11 protein-coding genes are annotated in these 12942 nt (G+C 75.1%); 8 read left to right on the top strand and 3 right to left on the bottom strand.

The genetic code is table 11. The features are described from left to right. The first annotated feature begins 4 nt into the window (after positions 1-4). On the top strand, positions 5-1834 hold the full coding sequence (locus AB2U05_RS11565) for a protein kinase (RefSeq protein ID WP_369183154.1): 1830 nt from the start codon (positions 5-7) through the stop codon (positions 1832-1834). A 51-nt stretch (positions 1835-1885) separates the two neighbouring features. Here AB2U05_RS11565 and AB2U05_RS11560 read toward each other — a convergent pair whose 3' ends face one another. Together AB2U05_RS11560 and AB2U05_RS11555 are read right to left on the bottom strand one after the other, a co-directional pair. Continuing rightward, positions 1886-3811, bottom strand: coding sequence for an FAD/NAD(P)-binding protein (locus AB2U05_RS11560; protein ID WP_369183153.1), 1926 nt, complete (start codon positions 3809-3811; stop codon positions 1886-1888). Next, positions 3808-4779, bottom strand: a complete 972-nt coding sequence (locus AB2U05_RS11555) for an amino acid ABC transporter permease (protein ID WP_369183152.1) — start codon at positions 4777-4779, stop codon at positions 3808-3810. Before AB2U05_RS11555 ends, AB2U05_RS11560 begins: the two co-directional genes overlap by 4 nt. Positions 4780-5400: 621 nt before the next feature. On the opposite strand from AB2U05_RS11555, the gene AB2U05_RS11550 reads away from it, so the two are divergent. From AB2U05_RS11550 to AB2U05_RS11525, 6 genes are all read left to right on the top strand, one after another. Beyond that, positions 5401-6009: a GNAT family N-acetyltransferase gene (locus AB2U05_RS11550; protein ID WP_369183151.1), complete on the top strand. Its 609-nt coding sequence runs from the start codon at positions 5401-5403 to the stop codon at positions 6007-6009. Between the two features lie 10 nt (positions 6010-6019). Then, positions 6020-6970 (top strand): ABC transporter substrate-binding protein, encoded by a 951-nt coding sequence (locus AB2U05_RS11545; RefSeq protein WP_045710744.1) that lies wholly within the window; start codon positions 6020-6022, stop codon positions 6968-6970. Between the two features lie 46 nt (positions 6971-7016). After that, a complete protein-coding gene (locus AB2U05_RS11540) occupies positions 7017-8003 on the top strand; it encodes an amino acid ABC transporter permease (RefSeq protein WP_045694751.1) in 987 nt (328 codons plus the stop codon). Next, entirely contained in the window at positions 8000-8791 is a 792-nt protein-coding gene (locus tag AB2U05_RS11535) for an amino acid ABC transporter ATP-binding protein (protein ID WP_045694754.1), read from the top strand. The genes AB2U05_RS11540 and AB2U05_RS11535 overlap by 4 nt, the downstream gene beginning before the upstream one ends. Positions 8792-8845: 54 nt before the next feature. Next, positions 8846-9835, top strand: a complete 990-nt coding sequence (locus AB2U05_RS11530) for an ABC transporter substrate-binding protein (protein WP_045694757.1) — start codon at positions 8846-8848, stop codon at positions 9833-9835. Positions 9836-9926: 91 nt separating this feature from the next. Then, entirely contained in the window at positions 9927-11138 is a 1212-nt protein-coding gene (locus AB2U05_RS11525) for a serine/threonine-protein kinase (RefSeq protein WP_369183150.1), read from the top strand. On the opposite strand, the gene AB2U05_RS11520 is transcribed toward AB2U05_RS11525, so the two are convergent. After that, positions 11094-11792 (bottom strand): MBL fold metallo-hydrolase, encoded by a 699-nt coding sequence (locus tag AB2U05_RS11520; RefSeq protein WP_045710743.1) that lies wholly within the window; start codon positions 11790-11792, stop codon positions 11094-11096. The genes AB2U05_RS11525 and AB2U05_RS11520 overlap by 45 nt on opposite strands. A gap of 248 nt (positions 11793-12040) precedes the next feature. On the opposite strand from AB2U05_RS11520, the gene AB2U05_RS11515 reads away from it, so the two are divergent. Continuing rightward, on the top strand, positions 12041-12892 hold the full coding sequence (locus tag AB2U05_RS11515; protein ID WP_045694762.1) for a fumarylacetoacetate hydrolase family protein: 852 nt from the start codon (positions 12041-12043) through the stop codon (positions 12890-12892). Positions 12893-12942 lie beyond the last annotated feature (50 nt).

Below are 12942 nucleotides of genomic sequence, written 5' to 3'. Positions count from 1 at the left end.
ACGGGTGCGGGTCGGGGACGTCCTGGACGGCCGGTACGAGCTCCAGGAGAGGCTGGGGCAGGGCGGCTTCGGCGTGGTGTGGCGGGCCGAGGACACCCGGATGCACCGGCCGGTGGCGGTCAAGCTCATCCGGCACGACGACGGCGACCAGGCCAAGGCGGCGCTGCGCTTCGCCCGGGAGGCGTCCGCGGCGGGCAACCTGTCCCACCCGCACATCGTCACCGTGTACGACCTCGGCCACTGCCGCGCCGACGGCGAGGACGTCACCTTCCTGGTGATGGAACTGCTCACCGGGCGAACCTTGACCGCGGTGCTGCGGGGCGGCGTGCCCGAGCCGGTGCTGAGCCTGCGCTGGGCACGGGAGATCTGCGGGGCGCTGGCCGCGGCGCACGACGCGGGCGTGGTGCACCGCGACATCAAGCCCGACAACATCATGATCACCGAGGCCGGGCAGCTGAAGGTGCTGGACTTCGGCATCGCGCAGCTGGACACCGGCGCGGGCGGGCTGACCACAGTCGGGACGGTCATCGGCAGCCCGGCGTACATGGCGCCCGAGCGGTGGACCGGCGGCCGGGTGGACGGCCGGGCCGACCTGTACGCGCTCGGCTGCCTGCTGGTCGAACTCCTCACCGGGGCACGGCCGTTCGCCGGGGACTCGACCCCGGTGCTGATGTACCAGCACCTCAACGAGCCGCCACCGGCGCTCGACCCGGCCCGGTACGGGCTGCCGGAGCACCTGCCCGCGCTGGTCGCCGACCTGCTCGCGAAGGACCCGGCCGAGCGGCCGGCCGACGCCCGTACGGTCGAGCGGCGGCTCGCCGACGCGGCGCAGGGGCGGGCCGTGCCCCCGGCCCCGACCGTCGTCACCCGGACCGCGCCGGCCCGGCGCCCGGCCGTCGCCCCCGTGCGGCGGCGCGCCGCGGTCCGCCGGCCGGGGCAGCCGACGCTGCGGCCGGTGGGGCGGCCGGCACTGGCCTACCCCGAGCCCCCGGCGGCGTGGCACGCCGGACGGGCCGTGCCGGGCGACGCGGTGCCCGTACCGGTCGAGGACCGGGCGGTCCTGCGGGCCCGGCTGCTGGAGCACGGCCGGGCCGCGCGGGACGCGAGCCCCGCGGAGGCGGTGCGCCTCCTCGGGCCGGTGGTCGACGCGGCGCTGCCGGCGCTGGGCGCGACCGATCCGGAGGTCGTCGCCGTCCGGCGGGAGCTCGGCGCGCACCTCGCCCGGGCCGGCCGGCCGGCGCAGGCCGTCCTGCTGGTGCAGGACCTGCTGGCGGACCTGGAGCCGGCCCTCGGGGCGGGCGATCCGCAGACCGTCGAGGTGCGGTGCGACCTGGTCCGGATCGTCCGGAACAGCGGCGAGACGGTGACCGCGATCCGGCTGCTGACCGAACTGCTGCCGGTGCTGGAGCTCGCCGGGGGCCCGCGCGACCCGCTCCTCCTCCAGGCCCGGCGCGACCTCGCGGCCTGCCAGGCCCAGCGGGGCGACTTCCAGGGCGCCGCGCTCCGGCTGGACGAACTGCTGCCCGACCTCGTCGAGGCCTTCGGCCCGCACGACCGGCGCAGCATGCACGCCCGGGCCGACCTGGCGGAGTACCGGAAGCGGGCCCGCTTCCGGCACGGGCCGAACCAGGTCGTCCGCGGCTGGCGGATCCGGCTCGACCGGGCGGAGGCGGAGCGGCTGGTCCGGCTGGTCCGGGCCGGCGGGGAGTCCGGCGCGGAGGCGGCCCGGGCGCTGCGCCGCGGGACGGGCGTCAAGGGTGTCGTGGACCGGGTGGCCGAGGCGCCGGGCTTCGTTTCGGACGCGGACCTGGTGGAGGAGATCCTCGGGCCGTAGAAGTCGTCGGAGGAGCCGTAGGGGCCGTAGGGGCCGTGGGACGCGCCCCGGTCATGCCGCCAGCACCTCCGCCGGGAGCGCGGCGAGGGAGCGCAGCAGGGCCCGGGCGGCGGCGTCGTTCTGGCGGAAGGCCGGGGCGTCGGTGCGCGGGCGGGCGAAGGCGGCCGCCGCGCGCAGGCTGGTGTGCGGGCCGAGGGCGGTGCGCCGGGGGTGCGGGGCGCCGCCCAGGGCCGGGTCGAGCAGCCGGCCGTCGGCGGGGGCGATGGCGACCAGGCCGGAGCGGTGGGTGTGCTCCCGGTCGGCCAGTTGTTCCTCCACCAGCCGCCCGGCGCCGTGCAGTTGGCGCAGCACCGGGTCGAGGGTGCGGTGCAGCGCGTGCTGCGGCAGGTACCCCTCGATCAGGGCGGTGGCGGTGACGGTGTGGCCGGGCACGGTGGCGCCGGAGGCCCGCCAGGTGCCGGTGGCCTCGTCCCGGTCGACCCGGACGCCCGCACCGAGGAAGCGCACCACCCCGGCCTCGGAGAGCGCCAGCAGCTGGCGCAGCCGGAAGCCGGGCGGGCCGGAGGCGAGCGAGTTGAAGTAGCCGGAGAACCACCCGTCCACCTCCTCGGCGACCGAGCGGGCGGTGAGCCGACCGCTCGCGACCACCCGGGGGAGCTGGCCGAACAGCGAGAGCAGGGCGAGGAAGGCGCCGAGGTCGGCGCTGTGCGCGGGATCGGCGCGGCGGTCGGCGTCGGCGGCGACGTACGCCCGCAGGTGGGCCTGCAGTTCCTCGGCGGAGCCGAGGGCGAGGCCGGCCAGCGGCTGGTCGAGCCGTTCGAAGTCGATCCGGTCGGCCGGGTCGGGGACGGCCTCGGCGACCAGGGCGGCGCGCTTGGGCGAGTACCAGGCGCAGCGGTCGTAGCGGGCCAGGAACGCGGGCCAGGGCAGGGCGGTGCGCTCGGGGTGGGCGTGGAACAGCTCGTGGTAGTGCCCGAAGGCGACCTCCTTGGCCATCGACGGCCAGAGGTCGCGCCGCAGTTCGAGCGGCCCCGGGGTGGCGAGCAGCGCGTCGACGGCGGCCGCGTCGAAGTACCGGGGGAGCGGGGCCGGCGGGCCCTGCAGCCGGTAGCCGGTCTTGGCGTGGTACGGCACGCCGCGCCGGGAGCCGAGGTGCAGCACCGGTTCGCGCCCGGACGGCCGGTAGCGCAGGGCGGGCCCGTCGCCGGCCGGCTCGAAGCGGCCGCCGCGGCCCTCGGTGAGCAGCGCGACCAGGTCGACGGCGGCCAGGCCCAGGCCGCGCAGCACCACCGGCTCGCCGGGTGCGAGGGCCGCCAACTCGCCCGCCACGTCGGCGGAGTAGGCGGGCGGCAGGTGGAACCGGCCGTGCCGGGCGGCGAACTCGGCGTCGGCGGCGTGGCGGGGGTGCGGGGCGGAGTCGAGGTGGCCGAGGGTGAGCACGACGTGGTCGGCGGTGAGCGCCCGGCCGGTGAGGTGGACGGTCTGCGGGCCGTCCGCCGGGCCGTCGATCCGCCGGGCGGTGTCGCGGTGGACGGTGACCGTGACGTGCGGCGGCAGGTCGGCGACGGCGCGCCGGAACACCCAGTCCAGGTAGGCGCTCTGGGCGCGCCGGGTGGGGAAGTCGGTGGGCGCGAGGGCGCGCAGCTCGGCCCGTACGGCCGGGTCGGCGACCTCCCGGTAGGGCGCGAACTCCTCGGGGCGGCGGGCCCATTCGGCGAGCGAGGGGCCGGGGCGGACCGGGCCGTCCAGGGTGGAGCGTTCGTCGGTGAACATGGTGACGTCCTCGGCCATCGAGTTCATCCGCAGCAGCGGGGACTGGTCGCGGCGCCAGACCCGGCCCGCGCCGGGCGGGTACGGGTCGACCAGATGGATCGCCAACGGCCGGTCGGGTGGCAGGAGTTCGGCGGCGTTGGCGGCGATCCGCTCCAGCAGGCCGGTGCCGCGCGGGCCGGCGCCGACGATCACCAGCGCCGTCATGACCGCGCCGCCCGGTGGACGGCGGCGCGGGCGGCGGTGCGCACGGCCGTGCGGGCGCGGTGCAGCGGGGTGGGCGGCAGGCCGTCCCGGGTCGCGCCCCGGGCGAAGTGCCGCTCCACGTAGTACTGGCCGATGGACAGCACGGTGGTGACCACCAGGTACCAGAGGGTGGCGACCACCAGCATCGGGATCACCTGGTACGACTGCAGGTAGACCAGCTGCACCGAGTAGAGCAGGTCGGAGACGGCCAGTACGCTGACGATGCTGGTGCCCTTGAGCGCGCCGATCAGCATGTTCCCGGCGCTCGGCACGATCGCCCGCATCGCCTGCGGCACCACGATCCGGCGCAGCACCCGCCAGCGGCCGAGCCCGAGCGCGGCGGCGGCCTCCAGCTGGCCGCGGTCGACGGACAGGATGCCGCCGCGGATCACCTCGGCGGCGTACGCGGACTCCAGCAGGGTGAGGCCGATGACGGCGGTCAGGGTGGGGCCGATCAGGTTGACCGTCCTCACGGTGACGAACTCGGGGCCGAACGGGATGCCGAGGCCGAGCGTCGGGTAGAGCGCGCCGATGTTGAAGAAGAACAGCAGCTGCACCAGCGGTGGGGTGGAGCGGAACACCCAGATGTAAGCCCAACTCAGCGTGCGCAGCACCGGGTTGGCGGACAGCCGCATGGTGGCGAGGAGGGTGCCGAAGAGGAAGCCGAGGCTGAGCGTGAGCCCGGTCAGCCACAGGGTCAGGCCGAGGCCGTTCAGCACCGAGCGGGCGGTGAACCAGTCGGCGACCACGCCCCACTGGAAGGCGTCGTTGCGGACCACCGAGGCGGCGGCCATCGCGGCCAGCAGCAGCGCGACGGCCGCGGCGGCCCACTGGCCGGGCTTACGGCGGGGGACGATCCGGGGCTCGGCCGGGGCGGGCGGGGGCTTGCGGACGGAGGGCGCGGGCAGGACGGCCGGCGGGGTGGCCATGGCGGAGGCTCCTGGCGGGAGTGGAGGCGGGCAGGGGGTGCGGGCGGGTGGTACGGGTGGTCGTCACGTACGGGGGGTCGTCACGTACGGGCCCCGCGCCGGCCGGCGTCCCTCAACGCGGCCGGTGCGCTGGCACACTGCGCTCCGCCGCCGATCGTACGCGGGCGCGATCGACGGCTGTCAAGGGCGGTGAACGGGTCGCCCGGCGAGGTCGAAAAGGTGACAAGAGATCGCAACAGAGCGGCAACGATGGATGGTTGACGTACCACTCGGGCGACTGCTCAACTTGAGCCCATGAACGCCCAGCAGCCCCTGGTCACCCGCGACCACATCGACTTCGGTCGGGTGTGGTCGGCGGCCTGTCGCGGCTGAACCGGCGGCGGGCCGCCCGCCCGGCCCGACCCTCCCGGGGCGCCTCCCTCGGCCTGCCCTCCTGTGCTGACGTAGCGTCAGATCTCCTCGTCCGTCGACGGCTTCGCACTGCGCTCCGGCAGTTCCGCCGCCTCCGTCGCGCCCCCGCCCGCCCGTGCTCCGTGCACTCCGCGTGCTCCACCGCTTCACGGCCGTTCGCCGCGGCCACGCCCCCGCCTGCCCCGAAGGCCTGCCCCGAAAGGTTGAGCCATGCCCGTCGAAGTCCTCGGCCGCGCCCCCACCGGCGACGGCCCGCGGGCCGCTCCCCGCGGCCCGGAGTTCCGCCGGGTCGCCGTGGACGACCCGCTGGTCGAGCCGCTGCTGCGCGAACTCGCCGAGGAGTACGTCCGCCGGTACGGGCCCCAGGCGCGGCAGGAACTGACCCGCTACCCCGGGGAGGCCTTCACCGAACCGCACGGCGGGGTGCTGCTGCTCCTGTTGGAGGACGGCGAACCGGTGGCCGGCGGCGCGTACAAGCGCTACGACGACCGCACCGCCGAGGTGAAGCGGATGTGGACGCACTCCGCCCACCGGCGCCGCGGCCTCGCCCGCCGGGTGCTGGCCGAGCTGGAGCGCACGGCGGCGGCCGCCGGCTACGCCCGGATCTACCTGACGACCGGGCCGCGCCAGCCCGAGGCCAGGGGCCTCTACCTGGCGGCCGGCTACACGCCGCTGTTCGACCTCGCGGCCGATCCGCTGACCATCGGGCCGCTGCCCTTCGAGAAGCCGCTGCCCGTCGAAGGCGCACCGTCCGTCGAGGAAGCTCCGCCCGTCGAGGGCGCACCAACGGCCGACCCCGCACCGCCCGCACCCCACTGAAAGGCCCCCCGTGAGAACCACCACCGCCCGCCGCCGCGCCGCCCTGGCCGCCGCCGTCCTGCTGCCGGCCCTGGCGCTGGCCGGCTGCGGCTCCGACCCGAAGATCGCGGGCGCGGCCGGCGCGAGCGGGGCCGCCGCCACCGCCTCGCAGGACGTCGTCTCCGGGGTCGCGAAGTCGGAGGCCGCGGCCGCGCTGCTGCCCGAGGAGGTCCGCGCCGCCGGCACGATCCGGTTCGGCTCCTCCTTCGGCGTGCCGCCCACCGCCTTCTATCCCGACCCGGCCACGAAGAAGCCCGCCGGGATCGACGTGGACTTCACCGACGCCGTGGCCAAGGTGCTCGGCCTGACCGTGCAGCGCGAGGACGCCGCCTTCGAGACCATCCTGCCCGCCCTGGACAGCGGCAAGTTCGACGTCGGCACCGGCAACTTCGGGGTCACCGCCGCCCGGCTGCGGACCATCGACTTCGTCACCTACATCGACGACGGCCAGGGTTTCGCGGTGCGGAAGGACGACACCGAGCGCCGGCCCGTCACCGACCTGGTGCAGCTGTGCGGCCTGACCATCGGCACCGGCGCCGGCACCACCTTCGAGACCACGCTGAACAGCCACCGCAACGTCTGCACCGACGCCGGGAAGAAGCCGTACGAGGTCAAGGCGTTCAGCGAGTCGGGCGCCCTGCTGACCGGCCTCCAGCAGGGGCGGATCGACGTCGAGATGTCCACCATCAACGGCCTGCGCCACCAGGCCGCGCAGGAGGCGTCCGGGACGAGGTTCCTCGGCGAGTTCCACCGGCTGGACGTCGGGTTCGCCTTCAAGAAGGGCTCGAAGCTCACCCCGGCCTTCCAGGCGGCGGTCAACCAGCTGATCAAGGACGGGACGTACCAGCGGATCCTCGCGAAGTGGGGGGTCGCCGACTCGGCGATCAAGGAGTCGCAGATCAGCCCGCCCGAGCACCCGTGACTGCCCGAGCACCCGTGACTGCCGGGCCCGTCGAAGGAGACCTGCGATGACCGTCACCACCGAAGCCGCCGCGCCCCCGACCCGCCCCGGGCCCGGCGCCGCCGACCCCGACCTCGACCTCGCCGAACTGGACGGCCTGCGGACCGTCCCCGCCCGGCACCCGCTGCGCTGGGCGGCCGGGATCACCGCGCTCGTGCTGCTGGTGCAGTTCGGCCACGGCCTGGCCACCAACCCCGGCTGGGACTGGCCCACCTTCCGCCTCTACTTCACCGCCGACAGCATCCTGCGGGCGATCGGCATCACCCTTCAGCTCACGTTCTACGGAACCGTCCTGGGCTTCACGCTGGGCGCCGTGGTGGCCGCGATGCGGCTGTCCCGCAGCACGATCCTGCGGGCGATCGCCTGGGGGTACGTCTGGGTGTTCCGCTCGATCCCGCTGATCGTGCAGCTCGTGTTCTGGTTCAACCTCTCGTACCTCTACAAGCGCCTCGGCTTCGGCATCCCGTTCGGCCCGACCTTCGGCGAGTTCGAGGTGGTCGGCGTGCTCAGCGCGCTCGGCGCCGCGGTGCTCGGCCTCGGGCTGCACCAGGCCGCGTTCGCCGCCGAGATCATCCGCGGCGGCATCCTCGCGGTGGACGGCGGCCAGCGCGAGGCCGCCGCCGCACTGGGCATCCCGCGCTGGCGGCAGGCCTGGCGGATCGTGCTGCCGCAGGCCATGCGGGGCATCCTGCCGGCCGCCGCCAACGAGGTGGTCTCGCTGCTCAAGGGCACCTCGGTGGTCTACGTGATGGCGATCGGCGAGCTGTTCTACCAGGCCCAGGTGATCTACGGCCGGACGGGCCGGGTGGTGCCGCTGCTGATGGTCGCCACCGTCTGGTACGTCCTGCTGACCACGCTGCTGTCGGTCGTCCAGTACTACGTCGAGCGCCACTTCGCCCGCGGCGCCGAACGCACCCCGCCGCCCACCCCGTGGCAGCGCCTGCGCGCCGCCGTACCGGCCCTGCCGGCCCGTCTCCCCGGAGGACGAGGATGACCACCCTGACGAAGAGCGCCCCGACGCCCGCCCCGATGGTGCGGGTGCGCGGACTGCACAAGAGCTACGGCCCGCTGGAGGTGCTGCGCGGCGTCGACCTGGACGTCCCGGCCGGCTCGGTGACGGTCGTGCTCGGCCCGTCCGGCTCCGGCAAGTCCACCCTGCTGCGGACGATCAACCACCTGGAGAAGCTGGACCGCGGCCACGTGGCGATCGACGGCGAGCTGATCGGCTACCGGCGCTCCGGCGACAAGCTGTACGAGCTCAAGGAGCGCGAGGTGCTGCGCCAGCGCACCGGCATCGGCTTCGTGTTCCAGAACTTCAACCTGTTCCCGCACCTGACCGTGCTGGAGAACCTGGTGGAGGCGCCGGTGGCCGCGCTGCGCCGGCCCAAGGCCGCGGCCAGGGCGGCGGCGCTGGCGCTGCTGGAGCGGGTCGGGCTGGCCGACAAGGCCGCCGCCTACCCCCGGCAGCTGTCCGGCGGGCAGCAGCAGCGGGTGGCGATCGCCCGGGCGCTGGCCCTGGAGCCGAAGGTGCTGCTGTTCGACGAGCCGACCTCGGCGCTCGACCCCGAGCTGGTCGGCGAGGTCCTCGACGTGCTGAAGGACCTGGCCCGCAGCGGCACCACGATGATCGTGGTCACCCACGAGATCGGCTTCGCCCGCGAGGTCGCCGACACCGTGGTGTTCATGGACGGCGGCGTGGTCGTCGAGCAGGGCCCGCCGGCCGAGGTGCTGGACCGGCCGCGGCACGAGCGCACCCGGGCCTTCCTGGCCAAGGTGCTCTGACGCACCCCCCTTTCCCCGTCACCGACCCCCCCTCACCGAGCAGGAGTTCGAGCCATGTCCCTCCCCCGTCGCGCCCTCGTGACCGCCGCCGGCGCACTCGCCGCCGCCCTCGTCCTGGCCGGCTGCGGCAGCGGTGCCACGGACGCCGCGGCGGGCCTCGCCCCGGCCGGGGGCACCGTAGCGCCGAACGGCACCGTGGTGAACCTGTCGCCGAACCAGAACCGGGTCACCACGCCGAAGGTCGACGCGATCGCGGCGCTGGTCCCGGAGGAGATCAGACGGAGAGGCACGCTGAAGGTCGTCGACTCGCTCGGCACCACCCCGCCGCTGGACTTCCACGCCACCGACGACACGACCGTGATCGGCGTCGAGCCGGACATCGCGTACCTGCTCGGCAACGTGCTCGGTCTTGAGGTGCAGATCGACTCGGGCTCCTGGGAGAACATCTTCGTCGGCCTGGACAGCGGCAAGTACGACGTCGGCGTCTCCAACATCACCGTCACCGAGGCGCGCAAGGAGAAGTACGACTTCGCCACCTACCGGCTGGACAACCTCGGCTTCGAGGCGAAGAAGGGCAGCGGCCTCAAGGTCACCGGGCCCGCCGACCTGGCCGGCCGGTCGGTCGGCGTCTCCTCCGGCACCAACCAGGAGAAGCTGCTGATCTCCTGGAGCGAGGAGAACGTCAAGGCCGGCCGCAAGCCGATCGACATCAAGTACTTCCAGGGCACCGAGTTCTACCTGGCGCTCTCCTCCGGCCGGATCGACGCGTACGTCGGCCCCAACCCGAGCCTGTCCTTCCACGTCGCGCAGACCGGCGAGACCGAGATCGTCGGCACCTACTCGGGCGGCGGCAAGGACGTCCAGGGCAAGATCGCCGCGGCCACCAAGAAGGACAACGGGCTGGTCCAGGCGCTCAACCAGGCGCTGAACGAGCTGATCAGGAACGGCACGTACGGGCAGGTGCTCAAGCGCTGGGGCCTGGAGGCCGAAGCCGTCCGGACGTCCGAGCTGAACCCGCCCGGCCTGCCCAAGCAGCCCGCGTAGCGCGGCCGTTCACCCGTTCGTTCCCGGCCGCCGCTATCGTGTCCCCGCCCGGCGCACGCCGGGCTGGGTCGGTCGGGGTTTGGGGGAGCGGATGCGGCAGGGGGACCTGCTCGGCGGCCGGTACCGGCTGGAGGCGCCGCTGGGGCGGGGCAGCTACGGCGCGGTGTGGCGGGCGGGCGACATCGTGCTCAACCGGCAGGTCGCGGTGAAGGTGCTGCTCGCCGAGCACGCCGCCGACCGGGAGGCGGTGGAGCGGTTCGTCCGCGAGGCCCGGACGGCGAGCAGCCTCTCCAACCCGCACATCGCCGCCGTGCACGACTACGGGAGGGCCCCGGACGGCGCCGGGGAGGCCCACTACCTGGTGATGGAGCTGGTCCGCGGCGAGGCGCTGTCCGCGGTCCTCAAGCGGGAGCGGCCGGAGAACGGGCTCGCGCTGAAGTGGATGGGCCAGGTGTGCAAGGCGCTGGACGCCGCGCACCGCAGCGGCGTCGTCCACCGGGACATCAAGCCCGGGAACGTGATGATCGACGCCGACCGCCGGGTCAAGGTGGTCGACTTCGGCATCGCCCGGCTGCTCAGCCAGACCGGCCCCCGGCTCACCTCCAGCGGCAGCGTGGTCGGCACCGTGCCCTACCTGGCGCCCGAGTGCTGGGCGGACGGCGCGGTGGACGGCCGGGCCGACCTCTACGCCCTCGGCATCATGCTGTTCGAGGTCTGCGCCGGCCGGCTCCCGTTCCGCGCCGACACGCCCCTCGGCTACCTGACCAAGCACGCCACCGAGGCCCCGCCCCGGCTGCGCAGCGTCGACCCGGCCCTGGCCGACCTGGTCGACCAGCTGCTCGCCAAGGACCCGGCCGACCGGCCCGCCACGGCCGCCGAGGTGCGGGCCCGGCTGCGGACGGTCCGGCCGGGCATGCTCGGCGCCGGCGACCGCACCCCCGAGGAGCTGCGCGACCAGGCCCACCGGGCGTGGCGGTACGGCGAGGAGGGCGCGTTCGGGCGGGCCGTCGAGACCCTGACCGCGCTGCTGCCCGAGCTCGCCCGGACCTGCGGCGCCGCCGACCCGCGCACCCTGCGCACCTGCCACGACCTGGCCCTCTGGCTGGCCCGGGACGGCCGGCCGGGCGCCGCCGTCGCCCTGCTGCGCGAGCTGCTGCCCGCCCTCGCCGCCCACCCGGCGGCCCGGGCCGACGCCGAGCGCGACCTCGACCGCTGGCAGCGGGTGGTGGCCCGCGACGGCGCCGGCGCCTCCTGGGGGCTAGCGCTGTCCGAGCTGCTCGGCGGCGCCGCGCAGCGCGGCTGAGGCGCCCGCGGCGATCGGGTCGCCGTGCCCGAACACGGCCGTCTCCACCGGGAGTTCGGCCAGCCGCCGGAAGGACTCCAGGGCCCGGGCCGGGTCGGTGTGGAACACCCCTGGCCTGGTCCGCCCCTGCACGTGGGAGGCGATGTCGCCGGTGAACAGCACGCCGGGCCCGGGCAGGTGCAGCGCGATGCTGCCGTCGGTGTGCCCGGGCACGTGCACGACCACCGCGCCGCCGCCGATGTCGAGCACGTCGCCGTCCCGGACCTCCCGGTGCACCGGGCAGGGCTCGGCGGGCGGTATCGGCGGCAGCCCGTCCCACAGCTCCTGTTCGAACGGGCTCAGCACCGGCGGCACGGGCGGCTGCTCGCGCCGGATCACCGGGGCGTCCAGCCGGTGCGCGACCACCTCGGCGGACCAGCGGCGGGCGAGTTCGGCGGCGGAGCCGGTGTGGTCCTCGTGGTGGTGGGTGAGCACGATCCGGCGCAGCGCGGCCGGGTCCAGCCCGAGCTCGCGGACGGCCCGCTCGATCGGGCCCGCCGAGCCGGCGATGCCGGTGTCGACGAGGGTGAGCCCGTGCTCGTCCCGCCAGAGGTAGGCGGTGCCGAACTCCAGTGTGATCATGTGCAGTTCTTCGCGTACCCGGGTGATCTCCATGACCGGATGATCACGCGCCCCGGCGCCGCCGCGCGCCCGGTTCCGCCAACGGCGAAGCCCGGGCGCACCGGCCTGTCAACCGTACGGGCGGCCGATTCGCCCTCGCCCCACCCGGGCGAGTCGGGAGGATTTCGCCCATCGGGACGGTCTGGTCCGCCGCCCCGGACGGTTGGTATACCTCGTCACCGGACCCCGGAGCGGCGCCCCGCCGCTCCGGTGAGCCGCGACGAAAGGCTGGTGACGGATCGATGAGACTGCTCCGCGTCGGACCGCAGGGCGCCGAGCGCCCGGTCCTGCTGGGCGAGGACGGCACCGCGTACGACCTGTCCGGACGGGCCCGCGACCTCGACGGGGCCTTCCTGTCCGGGCTGGACACCGCCGAGCTGGCGCGGGACGCCGCCGCCGGTCTGCTGCCGGTGGTGGACCTGGACGGCCTGCGGGTGGGCGCCCCGGTGGCCCGGCCGGGCAAGGTCGTCGGCATCGGGCTCAACTACCGCGACCACGCGGCCGAGGCCGGCCTCGCGATCCCGGCCGAGCCGGTGATCTTCCTCAAGCCGGGCAACACCGTGGTCGGCCCGTACGACGAGGTGCTGGTGCCGCGCGACGGCGAGAAGACCGACTACGAGGCCGAACTGGCCGTCGTGATCGGCCGCACCGCCCGCTACCTGGACTCGCACGCCGAGGCCGCCGGGGTGATCGCCGGCTACACGATCGCCAACGACGTCACCGAGCGGGCCTTCCAGTTCGAGCGCGGCGGCCAGTGGGACAAGGGCAAGTCGGCGGAGACCTTCACCCCGCTCGGGCCCTGGCTGGTCACCGCCGACGAGGTGCCCGACCCGCAGGCCCTGGCGCTGCGGCTGTGGGTCAACGGCGAGCTGCGGCAGGACGGCAGCACCGCGCAGATGATCTTCCCGGTGCTGGAGCTCGTCCGCTACGCGAGCCGGTTCATGGTGCTCGACCCGGGCGACGTGATCGTCACCGGCACCCCGGCCGGGGTCACCCTGGGCCACCCCGGCACGCCGTTCCTCGCCCCCGGCGACGTCGTCGAGATCGAGGTCGACGGCCTCGGCCGGCAGCGCCAGGTGCTCGGCAAGGCCTGACAGCGGCCCCGACCCTTGGGGCCCCGACCCTTGGCACGGGGGTCGGGACC

The organism is Streptomyces sp. Y1, assembly GCF_041053115.1.
Classification (GTDB): domain Bacteria; phylum Actinomycetota; class Actinomycetes; order Streptomycetales; family Streptomycetaceae; genus Kitasatospora; species Kitasatospora rubellomurina.
Note: the sequence above shows the minus strand (reverse complement) of the source record. Positions and strands in the feature narration are given on the sequence as shown.

What these genes read in the sequence shown, in the direction of transcription:
- AB2U05_RS11525 (WP_369183150.1), top strand. Translation starts at nt 9,927, where the DNA reads ATGCGGCAGGGGGACCTGCTCGGCGGCCGGTACCGGCTGGAGGCGCCG.
- AB2U05_RS11555 (WP_369183152.1), bottom strand. Translation starts at nt 4,779, where the DNA reads ATGGCCACCCCGCCGGCCGTCCTGCCCGCGCCCTCCGTCCGCAAGCCC.
- AB2U05_RS11540 (WP_045694751.1), top strand. Translation starts at nt 7,017, where the DNA reads ATGACCGTCACCACCGAAGCCGCCGCGCCCCCGACCCGCCCCGGGCCC.
- AB2U05_RS11515 (WP_045694762.1), top strand. Translation starts at nt 12,041, where the DNA reads ATGAGACTGCTCCGCGTCGGACCGCAGGGCGCCGAGCGCCCGGTCCTG.
- AB2U05_RS11535 (WP_045694754.1), top strand. Translation starts at nt 8,000, where the DNA reads ATGACCACCCTGACGAAGAGCGCCCCGACGCCCGCCCCGATGGTGCGG.
- AB2U05_RS11530 (WP_045694757.1), top strand. Translation starts at nt 8,846, where the DNA reads ATGTCCCTCCCCCGTCGCGCCCTCGTGACCGCCGCCGGCGCACTCGCC.
- AB2U05_RS11520 (WP_045710743.1), bottom strand. Translation starts at nt 11,792, where the DNA reads ATGGAGATCACCCGGGTACGCGAAGAACTGCACATGATCACACTGGAG.
- AB2U05_RS11560 (WP_369183153.1), bottom strand. Translation starts at nt 3,811, where the DNA reads ATGACGGCGCTGGTGATCGTCGGCGCCGGCCCGCGCGGCACCGGCCTG.
- AB2U05_RS11550 (WP_369183151.1), top strand. Translation starts at nt 5,401, where the DNA reads ATGCCCGTCGAAGTCCTCGGCCGCGCCCCCACCGGCGACGGCCCGCGG.